This is a genomic window from Psychrobacillus sp. FSL H8-0510 (assembly GCF_038008345.1).
Lineage (GTDB): Bacteria > Bacillota > Bacilli > Bacillales_A > Planococcaceae > Psychrobacillus > Psychrobacillus psychrotolerans.
This window is the reverse complement of record NZ_JBBOYZ010000001.1, coordinates 621,155-640,969: the sequence shown is the minus strand read 5'-3', so window position 1 is coordinate 640,969 and position 19,815 is coordinate 621,155. Positions and strand designations below refer to the sequence as shown.

Annotated in this window: 20 protein-coding genes; 5 read left to right on the top strand and 15 right to left on the bottom strand. The window is 36.1% G+C overall.

What is annotated here, in order from left to right:
* Positions 1 to 57: 57 nt before the first annotated feature.
* From MHI40_RS03180 to MHI40_RS03130, 11 genes are all read right to left on the bottom strand, one after another.
* A complete protein-coding gene (locus MHI40_RS03180; protein WP_340761474.1) occupies positions 58 to 588 on the bottom strand; it encodes a stage II sporulation protein R in 531 nt (176 codons plus the stop codon).
* A gap of 193 nt (positions 589 to 781) precedes the next feature.
* A complete protein-coding gene (gene prmC / locus MHI40_RS03175; RefSeq protein WP_340761473.1) occupies positions 782 to 1,639 on the bottom strand; it encodes a peptide chain release factor N(5)-glutamine methyltransferase in 858 nt (285 codons plus the stop codon).
* Complete coding sequence (prfA, locus tag MHI40_RS03170; protein WP_340764369.1) at positions 1,632 to 2,711, bottom strand: peptide chain release factor 1; 1,080 nt, start codon at positions 2,709 to 2,711, stop codon at positions 1,632 to 1,634. Before prfA ends, prmC begins: the two co-directional genes overlap by 8 nt.
* A gap of 833 nt (positions 2,712 to 3,544) precedes the next feature.
* Positions 3,545 to 4,117: a thymidine kinase gene (locus MHI40_RS03165; protein WP_093535763.1), complete on the bottom strand. Its 573-nt coding sequence runs from the start codon at positions 4,115 to 4,117 to the stop codon at positions 3,545 to 3,547.
* A gap of 127 nt (positions 4,118 to 4,244) precedes the next feature.
* Positions 4,245 to 4,472 (bottom strand): 50S ribosomal protein L31, encoded by a 228-nt coding sequence (rpmE, locus tag MHI40_RS03160; protein WP_093535765.1) that lies wholly within the window; start codon positions 4,470 to 4,472, stop codon positions 4,245 to 4,247.
* Positions 4,473 to 4,656: 184 nt separating this feature from the next.
* A complete protein-coding gene (gene rho, locus MHI40_RS03155; protein ID WP_093535767.1) occupies positions 4,657 to 5,940 on the bottom strand; it encodes a transcription termination factor Rho in 1,284 nt (427 codons plus the stop codon).
* A 470-nt stretch (positions 5,941 to 6,410) separates the two neighbouring features.
* The gene (glpX, locus tag MHI40_RS03150) at positions 6,411 to 7,373 is read right to left on the bottom strand and encodes a class II fructose-bisphosphatase (RefSeq protein ID WP_093535769.1); all 963 of its coding nucleotides are present in this window, start codon (positions 7,371 to 7,373) and stop codon (positions 6,411 to 6,413) included.
* Between the two features lie 249 nt (positions 7,374 to 7,622).
* Positions 7,623 to 8,900: a UDP-N-acetylglucosamine 1-carboxyvinyltransferase gene (locus MHI40_RS03145; protein WP_340761472.1), complete on the bottom strand. Its 1,278-nt coding sequence runs from the start codon at positions 8,898 to 8,900 to the stop codon at positions 7,623 to 7,625.
* 19 nt (positions 8,901 to 8,919) lie between these two features.
* Positions 8,920 to 9,567: a fructose-6-phosphate aldolase gene (fsa, locus tag MHI40_RS03140; protein WP_090565661.1), complete on the bottom strand. Its 648-nt coding sequence runs from the start codon at positions 9,565 to 9,567 to the stop codon at positions 8,920 to 8,922.
* Positions 9,568 to 9,650: 83 nt separating this feature from the next.
* Entirely contained in the window at positions 9,651 to 10,508 is an 858-nt protein-coding gene (locus MHI40_RS03135) for a class II fructose-bisphosphate aldolase (protein WP_340761471.1), read from the bottom strand.
* A gap of 204 nt (positions 10,509 to 10,712) precedes the next feature.
* Entirely contained in the window at positions 10,713 to 11,069 is a 357-nt protein-coding gene (locus MHI40_RS03130) for a response regulator (RefSeq protein ID WP_340761470.1), read from the bottom strand.
* 167 nt (positions 11,070 to 11,236) lie between these two features.
* Here MHI40_RS03130 and MHI40_RS03125 point away from each other — a divergent pair, with 167 nt between their 5' ends.
* The 4 genes from MHI40_RS03125 to MHI40_RS03110 all read left to right on the top strand — a co-directional run bounded on the left by MHI40_RS03125 (position 11,237) and on the right by MHI40_RS03110 (position 15,070).
* Positions 11,237 to 11,587, top strand: a complete 351-nt coding sequence (locus MHI40_RS03125; protein ID WP_340761469.1) for a DUF2529 family protein — start codon at positions 11,237 to 11,239, stop codon at positions 11,585 to 11,587.
* A 113-nt stretch (positions 11,588 to 11,700) separates the two neighbouring features.
* On the top strand, positions 11,701 to 12,786 hold the full coding sequence (locus MHI40_RS03120) for a tyrosine-type recombinase/integrase (protein WP_340758916.1): 1,086 nt from the start codon (positions 11,701 to 11,703) through the stop codon (positions 12,784 to 12,786).
* A gap of 3 nt (positions 12,787 to 12,789) precedes the next feature.
* Positions 12,790 to 14,703 carry a tyrosine-type recombinase/integrase gene (locus MHI40_RS03115; RefSeq protein WP_340761468.1) on the top strand — a complete coding sequence of 638 codons (1,914 nt, stop codon included), beginning with the start codon at positions 12,790 to 12,792 and terminating at the stop codon, positions 14,701 to 14,703.
* A gap of 1 nt (position 14,704) precedes the next feature.
* A complete protein-coding gene (locus tag MHI40_RS03110; RefSeq protein ID WP_340758914.1) occupies positions 14,705 to 15,070 on the top strand; it encodes a DUF6262 family protein in 366 nt (121 codons plus the stop codon).
* A 217-nt stretch (positions 15,071 to 15,287) separates the two neighbouring features.
* Here the strand turns inward: MHI40_RS03110 and pckA are convergent, their stop codons facing one another.
* From pckA to MHI40_RS03090, 4 genes are all read right to left on the bottom strand, one after another.
* Positions 15,288 to 16,796: a phosphoenolpyruvate carboxykinase (ATP) gene (gene pckA, locus MHI40_RS03105; RefSeq protein WP_340758913.1), complete on the bottom strand. Its 1,509-nt coding sequence runs from the start codon at positions 16,794 to 16,796 to the stop codon at positions 15,288 to 15,290.
* Positions 16,797 to 16,830: 34 nt separating this feature from the next.
* Positions 16,831 to 18,585, bottom strand: coding sequence for a SulP family inorganic anion transporter (locus MHI40_RS03100; RefSeq protein WP_340758912.1), 1,755 nt, complete (start codon positions 18,583 to 18,585; stop codon positions 16,831 to 16,833).
* A 105-nt stretch (positions 18,586 to 18,690) separates the two neighbouring features.
* Positions 18,691 to 19,035: an ArsR/SmtB family transcription factor gene (locus MHI40_RS03095; protein WP_340758911.1), complete on the bottom strand. Its 345-nt coding sequence runs from the start codon at positions 19,033 to 19,035 to the stop codon at positions 18,691 to 18,693.
* 157 nt (positions 19,036 to 19,192) lie between these two features.
* Complete coding sequence (locus tag MHI40_RS03090) at positions 19,193 to 19,351, bottom strand: hypothetical protein (RefSeq protein WP_340764609.1); 159 nt, start codon at positions 19,349 to 19,351, stop codon at positions 19,193 to 19,195.
* A 160-nt stretch (positions 19,352 to 19,511) separates the two neighbouring features.
* Between MHI40_RS03090 and MHI40_RS03085 the strand changes: the two genes are divergently transcribed.
* A complete protein-coding gene (locus tag MHI40_RS03085; protein WP_340761467.1) occupies positions 19,512 to 19,700 on the top strand; it encodes a DUF2529 family protein in 189 nt (62 codons plus the stop codon).
* Positions 19,701 to 19,815 lie beyond the last annotated feature (115 nt).

The window sequence follows — 19,815 nt, the reverse complement described above, 5'->3', positions numbered from 1 at the left end:
TCCTTTCTTGCTTACTTATCCACAAATTGTTGATAACTATCATTTTATTGTTAGTAACTATGTGGAAAACTTCTTTTTCAGCCACTCCCATACCCAGAATTTAGGTTTTTCTTCTTTCACTTCTTCTTTATAGCATACCTTTGGGAAAAGTGCGCACCACCAGTTATCCCCTCTTGCGTTACCAATGGAAATAACAATAGATTCTGTCATCACTTGTGAAGAAATACCTGCCTCCCAAACTTTCGGTGGAAAGCTTGCCTGGCCTTTCGTAATGTTAATATTTGTATCTAAAGAGTTCGATAACTTCTCGACTGCTTTTTCTAATTCGCTATACGTTGTTTGTGGATTACTTACGTAGTTTAGCAATATTGGTTCTATATGATGTTTCACGTCATTTTTCATTTGTTGGTCTTCCATTGTATTACTATTTGCTATTAGTCGAAAACGCATACCTTCTACTTCTTCGTTTTGTTGAAACAATAAAAATAAACAAAACTGAATTAGTAACAACATCCAAACAAAGAATATCAATGCATCTACTTGTTTCCCGATACTTGGTGCTTTTTTAATCTCGTAATCTGGTAACATATAACATTCCCCCTTAGGAACATTGTTACCAGTAGATTCATATTTTATTCAGTGCTTAAGTGAATTTCATAAAATTAATTATTATGAAATTCTACATCAACTTGTTTGGTGTCGATGCAACAACAGAACAACGCTTTCCATATGCACGTTTGTATTAATCTTAATATCAAAGGCAAGCAAATGAATACTCGCTTTAATCCTTGATTGTGCAAAAAACAAAACGATTTTTTTGGTTAATATCTTGAACGATTTCTACCAGCGCTTCTGGAAAAACATTTTGAAGCATTTTTTGAACAGCTGGGCCTTGTTCGTAGCCAATCTCAAAACCTATGAAACTCGGAGCATTCATCACACTAGGAAGCTTTTCTGCCATTTTTCTATAAAGCTGTAAGCCATCCTCATCTGCAAATAGAGCAAGATGTGGTTCATAATCTATTACTGTATCAGAAAGACTTGCCGCTTCATGTGATCCTATATATGGAGGGTTCGATAATATAATATCCCATTTTTGATCGGCGATTGGGGCTAGTAAATCACCTTGTTTGAAATCTATCAGCGCTTCTAAGCGCTCGGCATTCTTTATAGCTACACTTAAAGCCTCCGGCGATATGTCTGTTGCAGTGACAGTTGCATGTGGTATTTCCTTTTTAATAGTTATTGCTATTGCGCCACTTCCAGTTCCAATATCAGCAATTTTTATAGGTTTGTTTAACTCAAATAGACTTGCAGCTCTTTTTTGAACTTCTACAATTAATTCTTCTGTTTCTGGTCTCGGTATTAAAACATGTTCATTCACTAAAAAATCACGACCGTAAAAACTCTCTTGTCCTATAATATATTGGAAAGGCCTACCAGTGGCATGTTCTTCTATATAAGCCCAAAATGTTTGAAATGCTTCTATAGTTATTTCATCATATATAGCAATCATCAACTCGGAGTAGTTTTTCTGTAAGACATGCTGTAATAAGTAGCGAGCAACTTCTTTTTCACGATTATTCTCCTCTAAAAAAGAAGAAGCCCGTTTTAGGGCCTCAAAATTTGTTTTACACATTCGTATCATTCATTCTCTCTAATTTTTCTGCTTGATCTTCCATTATTAATGCATCAATTACTTCATCCATTTTGCCTTCTAGGACCTGATCAAGTTTTTGCAAAGTCAATCCGATTCGGTGATCTGTTACACGATTTTGTGGATAGTTATACGTACGAATCCGTTCCGAACGGTCACCTGTTCCTACTGCCGATTTACGCAAAGCATCATATTCTGCTTGTGCTTCTTGAAGGAATTTATCCGCTACGCGGGCACGAAGAATTTTCATCGCTTTTTCTCTGTTTTTAATCTGTGATTTTTCATCTTGCATAGAAACAGTAATTCCCGTTGGTAAATGTGTCATTCGAACCGCGGACATAGTCGTATTTACAGACTGTCCTCCCGCACCCGATGAAGCAAATGTATCCACACGAACTTCCTTCTCGTGGATCTCCACGTCCACTTCCTCCGCTTCCGGAAGTACAGCAACAGTAGCCGTAGAAGTATGAATACGTCCGCCAGATTCTGTTTCTGGAACACGTTGTACTCGGTGTGCCCCGTTTTCATATTTCATTTTGGAATAAGCACTTTTTCCGTTAATCATGAAAATAATTTCTTTGAAGCCGCCAAGTCCAGTTGGATTGGATTCCATAATATCTATTTTCCAACCTTGGGTTTCCGCAAATCTGCTATACATACGGAACAAATTCCCTGCAAATAACGCAGCTTCGTCTCCACCAGCAGCCCCGCGAATTTCCATAATAACGTTTTTATCATCATTTGGATCCTTCGGAATTAACAATAGTCTTAATCGTTCTTCCAACACTTCGATTTGGTCCTCTAAATCACTGACCTCTTCTTTCACCATTTCACGCATATCTGCGTCCAACTTTTCCTCTAGCATTTGCTTCGAGTCTTTATACTGACTTTTAACTTCTTTGTATTCACGGTAGGCATCTACAGTCCCTTGTAAATCCGATTGTTCTTTGGAATATTCTCTTAGCTTATTTAGATCATTGACCACTTCTGGGTCACTAAGCAGTTCATTTAAATTATTGTAACGATCTTCTACCGATTGTAATCGATCAAACATCGAGCTCACCTCGTTCATTTAAGTATATATCTTTCCTATTATAAAGAAAAACTAACATTCCCGCTACTTTTTCTATAAATGTTTTGATCGTATGAGACAAATAGCAAGAAAAATCCTATGGCTTAAGGTATAAAATCTGTTTCTATCGTTTTCGAAGGGCTTTAGACAGACGTTTTGCTACATAATTACCGAATAATTTTTTAGGGATGCTGGGTTAGTTGTGACGTTCGTCACAACTAACCCAGCATCCCTTTTTTCGGTAACTTTATGGCACCGAACTGCCCATCTCCCTTCTACAACTCGTAGAAACGGGTAAGTACGTTTTTGGATAACTAGAGATAAGATACCTTAATATTTATATAGGAGCTCTCGAAGATACAATTTCGTTCGCTAATTCGCTTCTTTTTTTAGTAAACACTTACTATTTTTCCTTACTTCCACTTATGTAATAGACAATCCACACTCTTCATCCTATATTACAAAATAGCATCCTTAATTTAACAAAATATTTTATCACTTCATTAACTTTGACTACTATTTCATCTAAGCAATATGCTTCACCAAATCTTATAGTAGAGTACTACACATTATATTGATTGTAGTGGAAGGTGGCGACTCCAGTGGGATGAGTGAGACAGATGAGATATCACAACGACGCGCTAGCGACGGTGATAGCTCATCGCTCACCCCACGGAAAGCGTCCACCTGTAACAGAAATCAGCGGCACATTTAATTCTTAAATTCACCTGTAACACTAGCTTAGGACATATCATTTTCTTTTCATTCTTTAAAATTCCACTTCATAGAATTAAATGAAGTGGATTTTCAGTAGCTTATAGTGGTGGATTGGCGTGGCATTTTCTGCATACTGGGTAGTAGGAGTCATTACCGCCTATTTGGATTTGTTCGCCAGTGTAAACAGGTTTTCTTTGGTCATCAACTCGTAGATTCATGATTGCTTTTTTATGACAGAACCAGCAGATAGTTTTCATCTCTTCAATTTTGTCTGCGTAAATTAGCATATAACGACTTCCCTCAAAAAGTTCATTTTGGAAATCATTTTTTAGTCCGAAGCCCATTACTGGAATATCTAAATCGTCTACTATTTTCGTTAGTTGCAGAACATGTTCCTTTGTTAAAAACTGCACTTCATCGATTAATACACAGTAAGGCTTTATAGATTCTGCCTGAACTAATTCAAATAGATTAGTTTCATCATAAATAGCTGTTGCCTTTCTTTTCAAGCCAATTCTACTAGAAACATGACCGACTTCGTCACGTGTATCTATTCCTGGTGTAAATATTAAAACAGGTTTGTCCTGTTCCTCATAATTATGAGCAACTTTTAATATCTCTATTGATTTTCCACTATTCATCGCTCCGTGTTTGTAAAATAATTGCGCCATAATTTGTCTCCTTGTGTGCTATGTATTTTCTATCTTATTTATATCATACGTGAACTGTTAACGGAAACCATATTTGCCTTAAAATAAAAATACCTGCAAAGCAAAATGCTCTACAGGTACTTCAATATTAGTTTTCTTGGTCTTCTGAAATTTCTTCTTTAATGCCGTATTTTTTGTTGAAGCGATCCACACGGCCATCAGCTGCTGCGAATTTTTGACGCCCAGTGTAAAATGGGTGACATTCGTTACAGAACTCGACTTTAATGTCATTTTTTACAGAACCAGTTGTGAATGTGTTACCACATGAACATGATACTGTAGCTTCTTTGTAATCGGGATGAATTCCTGCTTTCATCTCTATCTCTCCTCTCGCCCTGAACCATCTGGAACAGAGTTGGTTATGATACTGATACCTTACACGATCCGATTGTTGTCAATCGCATATGTAGCAGAAAATTGTGATGTTACGTTAAATATAATACCATCTATAGGCGTTTAATGCAAATGTTTAGTTTATATTTATTTTTAGTAATTACTTTTTATAGTGAAACTTTACCACTTTTATGCGCTTTCATTTCTACAGCAAGTTGTTCGAAGAATCCTTCATTTGTTTTGGTTTGGCGAAGCTTTCTTAAGAAGCGTTCTCCAAAATCAGATGAATCCGAGAAGGTTTTACGTATCGCCCAAAGTTTGTCCAACTGTTCTTTCGGTATAAGTAATTCTTCTTTTCTTGTTCCTGAACGACGAATATCGATCGCTGGGAAGATACGACGCTCTGCAAGGCTTCTGTCTAAGTGAAGTTCTAAGTTACCAGTTCCCTTAAATTCCTCATAGATTACTTCGTCCATTCTTGATCCCGTATCGACTAATGCCGTGGCAAGAATTGTTAAACTGCCACCTTCTTCGATATTACGAGCTGCTCCGAAAAATCGTTTTGGACGATGGAAAGCAGCAGGATCAATACCACCTGATAGTGTACGACCGCTTGGTGGAATAACTAAGTTGTAAGCACGAGCTAAACGAGTAATTGAATCCATCAAAATAATAACGTCGCGTTTATGTTCAACTAATCGCATTGCTCTTTCCAGTACAAGCTCAGCCACTTTTACATGATTTTCTGGAACTTCATCAAATGTAGAACTCACTACATCTGCTTTAACCGAACGCTCAATATCAGTTACTTCTTCTGGACGCTCATCTATTAATAAAACAATTAGTTCCGCATTTGGATGATTCGTAGTTATTGCGTTAGCAATTTCTTTAATAAGTAATGTTTTACCAGCTTTTGGTGGCGCTACTATTAATCCACGTTGACCATAACCAACTGGTGCTACCAAGTCCATGATACGAGTCGATAGTTTCTCAGGATCCGTTTCTAATTTGATATGGCGATCAGGATATAAAGCGGTTAGTCCTGGAAAATGAACTCTTTCCTTTGCTACTTCAGGGTCTTCCCCGTTAACCAATTCAACATGTAACAGGCCATAATAGCGTTCACTTTCTTTTGGTGGTCGCACTTTTCCTGTTACTTTGTCTCCGTTACGAAGGTCAAACCTTCTTATTTGAGAAGCGGAGATGTAAATATCCTCTGAACTAGGTGAATAGTTAATCGGGCGCAAGAAACCGAAGCCCTCTTGTTGAATAATTTCAAGTACGCCTTCCATGAAGAAAAATCCTTCTTGTTCCGCACGAGATTTTAAGATTGCAAAAATAAGTTCTTTTTTTGAAAGTTTACTATATGCGGCTACTTTAAATTTTCGCGCAAGTGTATATAGTTCTTTCAGAGTCATGTTTTCTAACTCATTAATTGTTGTTTGTGTCATATGGAATGCACCACTCTTTATTGTTTTTTATTGTTTTACTATTTTGAGATATTGAGAAAGAAGTTTTATAAGAGGTTACCCGACGCCAGAGATTGGTCGCCGGGTAAAACATAAAGGAAAGTTCTTTTTTATAGACTAAGAAAGTATAAACTTACTAATCAAGATCTGTCTAGCTCCAGCACCTAGCCCCTCGAGGTCGCTTCAGACTTGGACAAAAGGCAAACTACGCCTTTATGGCAAGTCTTCTAGCGCTTTTCAGGGCTTACGTAGGTGCTTTCGCATTTCTTTTCTGTCTAGCTCCAGCACCTAGCCCCTCGAGGTCGTTTCAGACTTGGACAAAAGGCAAACTACGCCCTTATGGCAAGTCTTCCAGCGCTTGTCGGAGGCCCACAGGATGTGGGTCAGTCAGTCGTTGCGACACGATGTCGTGAACTTAGACTGACTTCTCCTAAAGGTGCTTTCAAATTTCTTTATAGAACTAGGTTTGGTTTTTTGTTAAGACTGTGACGACCTTCAACAAATCGAACTGTACCTGATTTTGCACGCATAACGATGGAATGCGTTGAACTGAAGGCACCTTTAAATTGTACTCCACGAAGTAGTTCTCCATCTGTCACTCCTGTAGCAGCGAAAATAGCGTCATCGCCTTTAACTAAGTCTTCCATACGTAAAATTTTGTTTACGTCTAATCCCATTTTGATGCAACGCTCAAGCTCTGCTTCATCTTGAGGAATAAGTTTCCCTTGGATTTCTCCACCTAAACATTTTAATCCAACAGCAGCGATAACTCCTTCTGGAGCACCACCCATACCGAATAAAATATCTACACCTGTATCATCAAACGCAGTATTAATAGCTCCTGCAACGTCACCATCTGTAATTAGTTTTATACGTGCACCAGCTGCTCTGATTTCATCAATAATTTTTTGATGACGAGGACGACCTAAAATAGTAGCCACAACATCTTCAATGTTTTTATTTTTTGCACGAGCAACTGCTTTTAAATTATCTAAAACTGATGCATTAATATCCACTAGACCTACAGATTCAGGTCCTACGGCAAGTTTATCCATGTACATATCTGGAGCATGAAGTAAGTTTCCACGATCGGCAACTGCAAGTACCGCAAGTGCATTCCAACCACCTGAAGCTACGATATTTGTACCTTCTAAAGGATCTACTGCGATGTCAACGTGAGGACCGTCGCTTCCAAGACCAAGTTTTTCACCAATATACAACATCGGTGCTTCGTCCATCTCTCCTTCTCCGATTACAACTACGCCTTCCATAGGAATCGTGTCAAAAACTGTACGCATCGCAGTTGTTGCTGCATCATCCGCTTCATTTTTTAACCCTCGCCCCATCCAACGTGCAGATGCGATTGCTGCTGCTTCTGTTACTCGAACCAATTCCATTGATAAACTACGTTCCATAATAATATAAGCCTCCAGTTTTGCAATATCAGAAATTCCAAATTGCTTTTCTTCCTGTCTCATTGTAGCATATTTGTCAAATTTGATATTAAGAAAATAGTAAATGCCTATGTCAGTCCTGATGAAAGCAGGGAGAACTGCAATGAAGGCGTTCTTTGCCTTTATTTGTAGTTCTTAAGCTACTCGAGAGGCTAGACAAATAACAATATAATTTTCAAATATCAAATAAACCACACTGCTAGTAGAGTATTAATCGTTATTTACTTCTATTTCTTTTATTTCTACTCGTCTAATATTCGCTCCAAGTCCTTGAAGCTTATCTACTAATGAGCTATAACCACGTTCTATATGGAATATATCTTGAATTTCCGTTTCACCATCAGCAATTAAACCTGCAAGTACAAGCGCTGCTCCAGCACGAAGATCACTTGCACGAACAGTAGCTGCTTGTAATTTTACCGGTCCTGTAATAATTGCCGTTCTTCCATCCACACGTCCATTTGCATTCATCCTACGTAACTCATCGATTTGCTTAAATCGAGCGGAGTAAATAGTATCTGTAATAACAGATGTGCCAGTAGCTTGGGTCATCAATACAGAAAAAGGTTGTTGTAGGTCGGTTGGAAAACCTGGATATACCAAAGTTTTTACGTCTACAGGTAAGATTGTTTCCACTTTCGGAATAACAATCTTCTCCTCATATTCTTCCACCTTCACACCCATTTCACGAAGCTTTGCAGTTAATGCCTCTACGTGAAAGGGAATCACATTATCAATTGTCACACCATCTCCAGCGACTGCGGCCATAATCATAAATGTGCCAGCTTCAATACGATCTGGAATAATCGTGTGCTTTGTACCATGTAATTCATCAACACCGTCAATTCGGATGACATTTGTACCTGCACCCTTGATGTTCGCACCCATATTAGATAATAATGTTGCAACGTCAATAATTTCCGGTTCTTTTGCTGCGTTTTCAATGATTGTACGGCCTTTTGCTTTAACGGCTGCCAACATAATATTAATAGTAGCACCTACACTTACAACATCTAAATAGATTTTCGCGCCAACTAAGTTTTGTGCACGCAAATAAATCGCACCATGTTCATTGGATACTGATGTACCTAAAGCCTCAAACCCCTTAATATGCTGATCAATAGGTCGTGGCCCTAAGTGGCACCCACCAGGTAAACCAATTGCTGCTTTGTTGAATCGTCCAAGTAAGGCACCCATTAAGTAATAAGATGCACGTAGTTTTTTGATGTTGCCATTTGGTAGAGGCATATCCACAACATTTGTCGGATCAATCGTCATTGTTCCATTTTCAAATGTTACTTTAGCTCCTACTTCCTCTAAAATTTCTTTTAGTGTTAAAACGTCCGAAATCTCTGGTAATCCTTCAATAGTTACAGGGGAATTCGCCAATAAAGAAGCAGGAATAAGTGCAACTGCACTATTTTTTGCCCCACTTACTTTAATAGTTCCTTGAAGGCGTTGTCCCCCTTTTATTTTATAAACTTCCATACAGTTCTCCCTCGTCTTGTTACTCGCTTTTACGATTGTTCCAATCCGCTAGAAATCCTTCAATTCCTTTGTCAGTTAAAGGATGATTGAATAATTGTTTCAATACTTTAATAGGTGTTGTTGAAATATGTGCACCGTTTAAAGCTGCATCTGTAATATGTTGAGGATGTCTAATAGAAGCTGCAATAATTTCAGTGTCGATATTATGAATATCAAATATCTGAGCAATTTTCGCAATCAGTTCCATACCATCATGACCGATATCGTCTAGGCGACCTAAAAATGGCGATACATACGTTGCCCCAGCACGTGCTGCTAATAATGCTTGGTTTGCACTGAAAATAAGCGTAACATTCGTTTTAATGCCTTCTGAACGGAATACTGAACATGCTTTCAGACCTTCTGGAGTCATTGGTAACTTTACAGTAATGTTTGGTGCTATGGCAGCAAGCTCTCTACCTTCTTTAATCATTCCTTCTGCATCTAGTGCAATTACTTCTGCACTAACTGATCCGTCTACTAACGCAGTAATTTCACGAAGGCGATCGTGGAATGAGATATTTTCTTTTGCAACTAGAGATGGATTCGTTGTTACTCCTGATAGAATCCCCCAAGCGTGTGCTTCTTTTATTTCGTCAAAATTGGCAGTATCGATAAAAAATTTCATATGAATAATATCCTCCTCATGATGGAAAAACAGGAGAAGGTTCATTGAACACTTCTCCCTTGTAGCTATTTTTCTAATTATTATTAAGCTTTATTTGAGCTTCCAAACTCGCTCATTTTACCGATTACTGTTGCTTTAATCGCATCACGTGCAGGCGTCAAATATTTACGTGGATCATATTGCTCTGTGTCAGCAGCAAAGAAATCACGAATAGCTTTAGTAGCAGCAATTTGATTTTCTGTATTTACATTGATTTTTGCAGTTCCAAGTGAAATAGAACGTGTAATATCATGTGTTGGTATACCAGTTCCACCGTGTAAAACAAGTGGCAGGTCTGCAAGTTTCGAGATTTCTTCCATTTCTTTGAAGCCTAAGTTTGGTTCACCTTTGTATGGTCCATGAACAGAACCTAGAGCTGGAGCTAAACAATCGATTGCTGTACGTTTCACAAGTTCTGCACATTCAGCAGGGTCTGCATAGATAACTCCTTCAGCAATAATATCATCCTCTTGTCCACCAACTGTTCCCAGTTCAGCTTCTACAGATACGTTGCGAGCATGTGCATATTCTACAACTTTAATTGTAGTTTCTACATTTTCTTCAAACGGATGATGAGAAGCATCAATCATTACAGAAGTAAATCCTGCATCAATTGCTTCTTTACATTTTTCAAAGCTAGAACCGTGGTCTAAATGAATTGCCACTGGAACGGAAATTTTATAAGATTCCATTAGTCCTTTAACCATATATACGACTGCAATGAAACCACCCATATATTTTGCTGCACCCTCAGATACTCCTAAAATTACTGGAGATTTTTCTTCCTCAGCTGCTAACAGGATTGCTTGTGTGAACTCTAAATTATTAATGTTAAATTGCCCTACTGCATATCCTTCTTTTTTCCCTTTTTCCAGCATTTCTTTCATCGAAACTAAAGCCATTGAAATGGACCTCCTCTATTTGCTTTTACTCTCCATATTATCTTTGTTTCTTATTCTTTAAACGGAGATACCAATCGCCTGAAAAAATATATACTTACGCAATACTATTAACAGAACTATATAATAGTTTTAAATGGTATCTACCACTTTTCTTTTACATCATAACAAAAACAGGCGATGTTTTCCACTGCCTGCTGTTCCAACTTATTTCAGGAGATTATTCACAGAATCTCTTAGTTCAAATACATCGAATGGCTTAGTAAAGTAGAGAGATGCACCTAACCTCTTTGATTCCTCTATGAAATTCAATTCGCCGTATGCTGTCATCATCATGACCGGGATATCACTCCATTGTTCTTTGATTAACTTCAAAATTTGAATTCCATCCATACCTGGGATTTTCATATCGAGTAAAACACCATCGATCTTGTGTTCCTTCAAAATTTCTAATGCCTCATATCCATTTGCAGCTAAACTGACTTCGTACCCTTCTTGGGCAAACACTTCTTTCAATAATAATCGTATTCCTAACTGATCATCTACTATTAAGATATGTTTCATAACATGCAAACTCCTTCTTTATTTATCCCCTATCTGTATTATACGATATTAGTTGCGTCATTCCCTCTTTTTATTTAAAATTTTTCCATATTAACCTGATTTATTACCCATAACTATATATTTTAAAAAACGCCATATGCATTATAATAAAGAAGAGGTGAATATTAATGAAGATGTTGACTACACAACTTTCTGGTTTATTACAAAGAATTGCCGGCTCAGAGGAAGAAAATATGGAGGAAACTGCTCGTTTGCTTGCCCAGGCAGCTGCTAGAGAAGGAACAGTTTTTTTCGCCACTTTTGAAGAAATGAAAAGTATTTCCATTAATGCACAGTTTGCAGCCGAACCTTTTCCATCTATGCAAGTTTGGTCACCTGAAATAAAGCTGACAAGTGCAGACCGGGTTTGGATTCTTACTCGTTCCTGTGAAGACGAAGAAGCTTTGAAGTTAGCTAAAAAGTTGAATGACGAGTTTATACCTTTCAGTGCATTAGCAGCAATAAACATAGTATCCTAAACTAGAGTACTCTAAGTACTTAAAGTTTAGGATTTTTTTAATTCAATACTTTAACTAATGAATAAATATAGGTATTATTTATAGGAGTTAAGGTATTTAAAGGTGGTGGAGAAATGAAAGTTCAAAAAGTAGTTGTTGAGGAAAAATCATATCCATTATACATACTATTAGACAAAAATTTTGAAGTGGTAGAACCGGTTAAGAGATATATAAAGTACTTGGATAATACGGGGAAAGCGCCAAATACGATTAAAACATATTGTTATCATCTCAAGCTGTTTTATGAATTTATGAGCCAAAGAGGAATTAGATTAGAAGATTTGAAATTCGAGGAAATGTCAAACTTTGTGGGATGGTTAAGAAATCCAACGGGGGAGGTAAAGGTAATAGATTTACAACCAAAGAAGGCTAAAAGAGAAGAAACATCTGTTAATGCCATACTTAATGCTGTAACTAGTTTCTTAGAGTATTTAAATCGTACAGGAGATTTTAAAGCTATAGATATGACTAAAGAAGCGAGGGGAAGAAATTTCAAGGGGTTTCTTCACCATATTTCTAAAGGTAAATCTTATCAAAAAAATATTTTAAAGCTTAGGGTCAAAAAGAAACTTGTACAAGTATTAGAACACGAACAAGTTAAAGCAATAATCGATGCGTGTCATACAAAAAGGGATAAGTTACTTATTATGCTTATGTATGAAGGAGGACTTCGGGTAGGAGAGGTATTATCCCTTCGTATCGAAGATATTTCTACTTGGGATAATCAGATTAATATCATGCCAAGAGATCACAACGAAAATGGGGCTTATATTAAGCTTAGAAAAGAACGAACAATCGATGTTAGCAAGGAATTAATGGCTTTATACACCGATTATTTAGTTCATGAATATGGGGAAGATTTGGAGCATGATTATATATTTATAAATCTCAAAGAATCTTATTTTGGGAAACCTCTAAAATATCAAAGTGTATTAGATCTTATAAGGCGATTGGTGAAACGGACAGGGATTACCTTCACTGCCCATATGTTGCGTCATACGCATGCCACAGAACTCATTAGAAGTGGATGGGATGCTGCTTACGTACAAAAAAGGTTAGGTCATGCACATGTACAAACAACACTTGATACATACGTTCATCTTTCTGATCAAGATATGAAAAATGAATATAAAGCGTATCTCCAAGGGAGAGAAACATAAAAAATGAAATTTCCAAGCGTTGCAACAAATCGAAAGCTCGTCACTAACACAGAGATTAATAAAAAAATAGCGGATATGACTAGTGTCTTACAAGGGTTTTGGGCAGCAGATAGATGGGATATAAGAATTTGCCCACATCCTAGTGCGATAGAGTTAAGTAAGAATCCTTCGTTAAGAAATCGTTGGGTAAATTTTGATAAAGTAGAAAACATCTGGTTAAAAACAGAATTAAAATACTTTTATTATGTTCTCTTAAATAATGGAACTTGGAGTGCAAAAACTGTTTGGATTAGAAAAGGAACAGTGATAAGTCGAATGTTGGGGTTTTTAAATTTAAAATATCCCGATATTACCTCTATAACTGAAGTACCTATAGTAAAAGCTTTGACGGAATACCGAACTTACTTAGTAGAACAAGGAATAAAATCTACGACTAAAAATTACAAGCTTGATATAAATCAAAATAAAATTTCTGTGCAAGCGAACTCCTACTACGTTACTAATTTAAAACAGTTTATGGAGTTCTATGAGGATTTCTATTTTGATGGTGAAGAATGGGATAAAGATGTTTGGGATCTAAGAAAACTTTCATTGCCGGAAGATAAGATAAATCCAACGTCCTACGAATATACAATCAATTTCAAGGGTTTTGAAAATGATTATTTTAAAGAAATCGTCAAGCGATATTGTAAGTTAATGTTAAATACACGTAGCTTTTCCCATGTAGTTGATATGGCGTCAAAATTAAGAGAGTTTTTTAATTTTATAAATACAAATTGTGAAGGCATACGAAGGATTCATCAATTAACTAGGAATGAAGTTGAGCAATATTTAAATGAAATTAATTTAAAAGGTTTAAAACCTAGTACTGCGACTGGACGAATATCTACTTTAGAAGTTTTTTTCTCTACACTTCAAAGGTTTGATTGGAAGGATTCGCCTTCCCAAATCCTTATCTTTCGAGAAGATTATCCTAAAGTGCCGAAGGCACAACCACGTTATATAGATGAACATGTCCTTGAACAATTAAATGTTAAATTGGATAAATTGGAACCTTATATGGCTGCAATGGTTATGGTACTTCAAGAATGCGGAATGCGTATCGGTGAACTTTGTACATTGAAAAAAGGGAGTGTCATAACAGATAAAGAAGGGGATTGCTTTTTAAAGTATTATCAGTGGAAAATGAAGAAAGAACATACCATTCCTATTTCTAAAGAAATTGCTGCATTGATATTGGTTCAAGAGCAAAGAGTGGCTTATGAACTTGACGATGGATGTGTATATGTATTTCCACGGAAAGATGGTTCTCCATTGAAGCAAGATACCTTTAGAGTTAAATTAAATAAATTAGCTTATGAAGAAAAGATAAAGGATAATAAAGGAGAGATTTTCCGATTTCATGCTCATGCCTTTCGGCATACAGTTGGCACTAGAATGATAAACAACGGAGTGCCACAGCATATTGTTCAAAAATTCTTAGGGCATGAATCACCAGAAATGACTGCAAGATATGCCCATATTTTTGATGAAACTCTAAAGAAAGAGTTCATAAAGTTTAAGGAAACTTTGGTGACGAATAGCGGTAGCATTCTGGATTTAACCGAAGAAAATACTGAAGCTGACAATACAGATCTTCAATGGTTTAAAAAAAATATCAATGCACAAGCACTTCCTAATGGCTATTGTCGTTTACCAGTAATTGCGGGACCGTGTCCTCACGCAAATGCTTGTTTAGATTGTACGAACTTCTGTACAAGTAAACAATTTCTAAATGAACATGAAGAGCACTTAGACCGAACTAAAGAAATATTAAATAGGGCTAAACAGAACCAATGGCAGCGTCAGGTTGAAACTAACGAACGTGTTAAAAATAGATTAGAGCAAATTATTCATTCGTTAAAGGAGACGAATTAAGATGACTAGAAAGAGTAACACAACTGCCATAATTCAACTATCCAAAGAAAAGTCGGAGAAGACAAGAATTAGGGTTGAAAAGACAATTTCAGAGATGGCACTGAAAAAAGAGAAGATTAATTTTAATTCCGTTGCACAAAAAGCAAGTGTTTCAAAGTCATGGCTGTACAAACAAAAAGACATTAGAACTAGAATAGAGACATTAAGAGGGATGCAAATAAGTGAATTAGTTCCCCGTAAACAGAGTAAAAACCTTCGTTCAGAAGATAGTTTAATTAAGACATTAAAAATCCGAATAAAGGCACTAGAAGAAGAAAACAAACAATTAAGGGATCAAGTTCAAAAATTACATGGCAAGTTGTTTTAGAGGTCTTGTTGAATAAGATAAAATAGTACATTGCAAATTAAAACAAGAAAAGCACTCTGTTAAATATGGAGCAAGGCATTCCCGAAGATCTTCTATGGTTAGACTACAGCTAATGTTACTGGATAGATAACATTCCCTTGGGGAAAAATCAAAATATACAAAAGTAAGTGGAGAAAAACGACTCGTTTTTCTCCACTTACCCTTTATTTTATGATTTTTATAAAAACTTCTCGAAATTTTCCCGAAATAGATTTGTTAATTTTGTTGCTTGGATATCATAAGCCTCTTTATCTTTCCATGTATTGCGGGGGTTAAGAATTTCAGATGGTACATTAGGACAACTTTTAGGTATGTTAAGACCAAAACTCCGTTCCATTTCAAATTCTGTATGTGCTAATTGACCTTCAATAGCTGCTGTAACCATCGCTCGAGTATGGGAAAGGGAAATACGTTCGCCTATTCCATAAGGGCCTCCTGACCAACCTGTATTAATTAAATAAACATCCACGTCATGTTTCCGAATTTTCTCTCGAAGCATTTCAGCATAAACTCTAGGTGATAATGGCAAGAATGGTGCACCAAAACAGGTTGAAAATGTTGCTTCTGGTTCTGTTATGCCCCTTTCAGTTCCAGCTAATTTACTGGTATAACCTGAAAGAAAATAATACATGGCATGTTCTTTTGATAATTTAGAAATGGGTGGTAAAACACCGAACGCATCTGCTGTTAAAAAGAAAATAACATTTGGATGTCCTGCCGTACTCGGATTAAGAGCATGCGGAATGTTATGGATCGGATAAGCTGCTCGTGTGTTTTCTGTTAAACTACAATCATTATAATCTGCCAAATGTGTATGAGGATCGATTATGACATTTTCTAAAACAGATCCATAAGTAATCGCGCGAAATATTTCTGGTTCTTTTTCCTCTGATAAGTTGATGCATTTTGCGTAACAACCACCTTCAATATTAAATACACCTTTGTCTGACCAACCATGTTCATCATCACCAATTAACATACGATTAGCATCTGCTGAGAGAGTGGTCTTTCCCGTACCTGATAAACCAAAAAATAAAGCAACATCTTCATTTAATCCTTTATTTGCAGAACAATGCATAGAAAGAACATCATTAATTGGTAAAAGATAATTCATTATAGTAAAAATCGATTTTTTAATCTCTCCTGCGTACTGTGTTCCTCCAATCAATACGATTTTTTTATCGAAATTAATCACAATAAAAGTTTCGGAATTTGTTCCATGAATGGAAGGTGTAGCTTCAAAATTAGGAACGCAGATTACAGTGAAATCTTCTTTGTGTACAGCTAACTCTTCTTTTGTTGGACGAATAAATAATTGATGAGCAAATAAATTATGCCAAGCATACTCGTTAATGATTCGAATAGGTAGACGATATGCTTGATCGGCTCCAGCGAACCCATCAAATACAAATAGTTCTTTTTCTTCTAGATAATTAGAAACATCCTTTAAAAGAAGATCAAAATTTGCTGACGTCATTTGTTGATTTGTTTTCCAATCAATTGCAAGTTCAGAGGCAAGTTCTTTAACAATAAATTTATCTTTAGGTGAACGGCCTGTATATTTACCTGTTTTCGCTACTATCGCGCCACCAGAAGAAAGTTGAACCTCTTTACGCTTGATAGCGATTTTTATTAGTTGACTAGGTGTTATATTAAAATGTAATTTGAGTGCGTTGTTTAGTCCCATTTTATATCCATCCTTTTTAGTTATCTTTTATTTTTTATATTTCTAGTAATTTAGACTCCTTTTTATCGAGATTTCCTGTATGTGAAAGTTGATTGCATTCATGAAAAGCGAAATGCTTACATCCTAAACATTTATTATGGTTAATTTCTGAGATGGAATAGTCAATGGCTTCGCCTGTACGACTAAATATATACTTTTCACCAATTTCATCATAAAGACCAGACTTTTTCAATGACTTTTTCAAATCATCAACTATACCTGAAAGCACAAGAATTCCACCTTGTTTTTTATAATAATTGACAATATTCTTCAAATTCGCTTCACCTGTCGAATCGATGAACGGTACTTTCCCCATACGTAAAATCAAGACAGTAGGTTCATAATGAATTGTATCCATTATGCGTTGTTCAAACACTTGTGCAGCACCAAAAAAAAGTGGCCCTTCAATTGTATAAATGCTAATTTGTGGGCAGTTATGAGCTTCGTTAACTACATGGGATTGAACAATTTCATTCTTATGAGTGTGGTCTGGTAACACTTTGGAAACAACCAACATATTACTCATGCGTTTTGCGAATAAAACGACAGCTAAGATGAGACCAACCATAACTGCTATCGTAATACTGGTGAAGACAGTTAAAAGAAATGTAACCAATAAAATAAGAGAATCGCCACTTTTCATTTTCAACACATGAAGAAACTGTTTTCTTTCACTCATATTCCAAGCCACTATCATTAAAACAGGCGCCATACTAGCTAACGGAATAAGTGAAGCATAGGGTGCTAATATTAAGAGGGTTAATAAAACAAAAATCCCATGAATAATCCCTGACATAGGAGAAGTAGCACCAGATTTAATATTTGTCGCTGTTCGTGCAATTGCACCTGTAGCTGGAATTCCTCCAAATAAAGGAGTAATGATATTTGCAATTCCTTGGCCCATTAATTCACGATTACTATTGTGTTTACTATTCGTCATCCCATCTGCTACTACAGCGGATAAGAGAGATTCAATTCCTCCCAATATAGCAATTACAAATGCAGGTACTATTAAACGCTGTATTCTTTCCCATGTTATATCGGGAAAGCGAAAATGAGGGAGTTGGCTTGGAATTTCTCCAAAGGTGGAGCCTATAGTTGAAATATTGCCTGAAAAGAATACTGTTGCTATTATTGTTGTTACGATTAAACCAATTAGTGATCCAGGAACTTTCGGCAATAATTTCGGTGTGAGTAAAATGACGAAAAGACACAATATGGCAATTCCTATACTATAAAAATTCATTGTATCAATATGAAAGATAATTTCCTTCATGTTGTCAATGAACTTCTCATGTTTTTCAAGCCCTGTCAGTCCAAAGAAATTTTCAATTTGCCCTGTGAAAATAATAATGGCAATCCCTGAAGTAAAACCAATTGTGACAGGACGAGGGATGAATTTAATCAAAGAACCTATTTTAAAAATCGCCATTAAACACAAGATAATACCGGCTAAAAAACCAGCAAGTAATAAATCTGTATATCCATAAGCTATGACAATCCCAAAAAGAATAGGTACGAAAGCACCAGTAGGTCCTCCAATTTGATATTTCGATCCACCAAATAAAGAAATTAAGATACCAGCAATACATGCTGTGTAAATCCCGTATTCTGGTTTCACACCTGATGCAATAGCAAATGCCATAGCTAATGGTATAGCAATTACCCCTACAATAACGCCTGAAAGAAGATCTTTTTGGAAATGCCGTATTGAATAGTCATCAAATCTTCCTGTAAAAAAGCTTTTCATTATACCCCTTCTTTTTCTATGAATGATTAAAATAGTAAATTGATTGTATATTATTGATTGTTTAGGGAGTTATATCTATTTAAATTTCCATTGATTACTCCGATTCTATGATTTAGAAAGTGTATCTTCTTCATCTAATTCTTCTAACATAGAAAGGGTATCAATTAAATGATTATTGAAGATTTCTCGTGTAACTATTAAAAGTTTTATAATGGATGGGTCGCGAAGTGAATAAACAACTCGTTTACCATTTTTGATACCAACTACAATATTTTTAGAGCGTAATACACTTAGTTGTTGGGAAACTGCGGAACCTTCACTATTAAGAGTGCTTTGAATTTCTGTAACGCTCTTTTCTCCTTCTGACAGTAATTCAAGAATCCGTATTCTTAGTGGATGTGCCAAGGCTTTAAAAAAATCAGCTTTAAATTGTTGTATATCTGTCCACAATCAATTTTCCTCCTTTGACAAATTCGATTATACATATTCAAATGTTTGAATATGTATAATCGAATTATACCTCCAGTTCTTTTGATTTACAAATCATTTTAAGTTAAAAATACAGAAATGTAGTTTTCTATCGTTAATACCTAAATTAATTAGTTAATCAACAATTCCTAGTGCGAAGTATCTTTACAGCGAACGACCAGACTTCGTTTATCCATCCAGTTGGTACAAGTTCCTGTTCTAATAAAGGCAAAACGACATGATCCCCACCGAAAACTAAATTTACAGGGGTAAACGAAATAAAAAGGCGACCACTCATTTGAAGTGCCCCCATAAAGTTAAACAGTTTTTCTTATCTTTTTTGACTAATTCTTTCATAAAAAAGGTAATTTTATAATTTAGTTATGCTAACTCTGAAGACATGTAGTCAAAGCCAAGAGATTGCTTTCATAATATTTCTCCCACTTTACTATTGATATTTGACAGAACCAGTAAGTGAAGATAATATGCTAGCTGAACTTGCCTATACATATATATCCACTAAACTCTCGAAAGGACTACTACCTACTGAAGACGGAGGCCGCACTGTGCTCCCACATGCACTAGCTGGATTATTTGTATATGAAGCAGTGAAAATGCAGGTAAATGAAATGCTAGTCGGTGAATAGTTTATATAAATGCCTAAAGAGATTATTCTTTAGTTGTTTTGAATTATTTCCCATTTAATCTATTACAGCTGATGACTACCCAAGTTTTCCATCATGCAAGATCGTCATTTCTGTC